The sequence below is a fragment of the Rahnella sp. P4_A8 genome, from assembly GCF_056402435.1.
The window spans coordinates 1-1947 of record NZ_JBFUHK010000185.1 but is presented as its reverse complement, the minus strand read 5'-3'; the positions used below and the strand labels follow the sequence as shown (position 1 = coordinate 1947).

Sequence of the window (1947 nt, the reverse complement as noted above, 5' to 3'; positions counted from 1 at the left end):
CTTCAGATGTGTTGTAATCGATATCCGCACGCAGAGTGTGCAACGGAACACGACCTTCACGGTACCATTCAGTACGCGCGATTTCAGCACCGCCAAGACGGCCGCTTACTTCAACTTTGATACCTTTAGCGCCAAGACGCATTGCGTTCTGTACTGCACGCTTCATAGCACGACGGAACATAACACGACGTTCCAGCTGTGAAGTGATGCTGTCAGCAACCAATTTTGCGTCCAGTTCCGGTTTACGGACTTCGGCGATGTTAATCTGCGCAGGAACGCCAGCGATATCCGCTACGACCTTACGCAGTTTTTCGACATCTTCGCCTTTCTTGCCGATAACGATGCCAGGACGAGCAGTGTGAATAGTCACACGGATGCTCTTCGCTGGACGCTCGATAACGATGCGAGAAACGGAAGCTTTCGCCAATTCCTTAGTCAGGAACTGACGAACTTTAAAGTCGCCGTCCAGGTTGTCAGCGAAATCTTTGGTATTTGCATACCAAGTAGAGTTCCAAGGTTTGACAATACCCAGTCGAATACCATTAGGATGTACTTTCTGACCCATTGCTAGTCTCCAGAGTCTCAGCGATCGGACACAACCACAGTAATGTGGCTGGTGCGCTTCAGAATGCGATCTGCACGACCTTTAGCACGCGGCATAATGCGCTTCATGCTTGGGCCTTCGTCTACGAAAATCTTCGTGACTTTCAGATCATCGATGTCAGCGCCATCGTTGTGTTCTGCGTTAGCAATGGCAGACTCCAGTACCTTCTTAACCAGACCAGCAGCTTTCTTGTTGGTATAGGCCAGAGTTTCCAGAGCTTGCGACACTTTCTTACCGCGAATCAGGTCAGCAACAAGGCGAACCTTCTGAGCAGAAGAACGAGCGTGGCGATGTTTAGCGATAGTTTCCATCTCTTCCTCCTACCTTAGCGCTTTTTAGCTTTTTTATCAGCCGCATGGCCGCGATAAGTACGAGTCGGCGCGAATTCACCCAGTTTGTGACCGACCATTTCATCGGAAACAAATACTGGTACGTGCTGACGACCATTATGGACAGCGATGGTCAAACCGATCATGTTAGGAAAGATCGTTGAACGACGGGACCAAGTGCGCAAAGGCTTCTTGTCACCGCTTTCCACCGCTTTCTCTACCTTCTTCAGCAAGTGCAGGTCAATAAAAGGACCTTTCTTGAGAGAACGTGGCATGGCTTATCCTCTAATTATTTTTTGCTACGGCGACGTACAATGAATTTATCAGTACGCTTGTTGCTACGGGTCTTCTTACCTTTGGTTTGAACGCCCCATGGAGTTACCGGGTGCTTACCAAAGTTACGACCTTCACCACCACCGTGTGGGTGATCGACTGGGTTCATCGCAGTACCGCGAACGGTAGGACGAATACCACGCCAACGAGCAGCACCTGCTTTACCCAGAACGCGAAGCATATGTTCAGAGTTACCGACTTCACCTAAGGTGGCGCGGCAATCAACTTGAACTTTACGCATTTCGCCAGAGCGCAGACGCAGAGTTACGTAGGAACCGTCACGAGCAACGATCTGAACGTAGGCACCGGCTGAGCGAGCCATCTGGCCGCCTTTACCTGGTTTCATTTCTACGTTATGAACCGTTGAACCTACTGGAATGTTGCGCATAGGCAGGGTGTTACCTGTCTTGATTGCAGCATCAACACCAGATTGGATCTGGTCACCCACTTTCAGGCCTTTCGGCGCCAGGATGTAACGGCGTTCGCCGTCTTTGTACAGAACCAGCGCGATATTCGCGGAACGGTTCGGATCGTACTCCAGACGCTCAACCACTGCAGCGATACCATCTTTGTTGCGTTTGAAGTCAACCAGACGATAATGCTGTTTGTGGCCACCACCGATATGACGGGTGGTGATACGGCCATTGTTGTTACGGCCACCGCTTTTGCTCAGTTTTTCAA

Annotated in this window: 4 protein-coding genes; all 4 read right to left on the bottom strand. The window is 50.4% G+C overall.

The features are described from left to right. On the bottom strand, window positions 1-565 hold a 565-nt coding region (gene rpsC, locus AC1DUO_RS24470), incomplete at its 3' end, for a 30S ribosomal protein S3 (protein ID WP_477989198.1). A gap of 17 nt (window positions 566-582) precedes the next feature. Continuing rightward, window positions 583-915: a 50S ribosomal protein L22 gene (gene rplV, locus AC1DUO_RS24465; RefSeq protein WP_004391423.1), complete on the bottom strand. Its 333-nt coding sequence runs from the start codon at window positions 913-915 to the stop codon at window positions 583-585. A gap of 14 nt (window positions 916-929) precedes the next feature. Next, on the bottom strand, window positions 930-1208 hold the full coding sequence (gene rpsS / locus AC1DUO_RS24460; RefSeq protein ID WP_004929772.1) for a 30S ribosomal protein S19: 279 nt from the start codon (window positions 1206-1208) through the stop codon (window positions 930-932). Between the two features lie 14 nt (window positions 1209-1222). Then, window positions 1223-1947 (bottom strand): 50S ribosomal protein L2 (rplB, locus tag AC1DUO_RS24455; protein WP_477989194.1); only part of this gene is annotated, 725 nt, incomplete at its 5' end.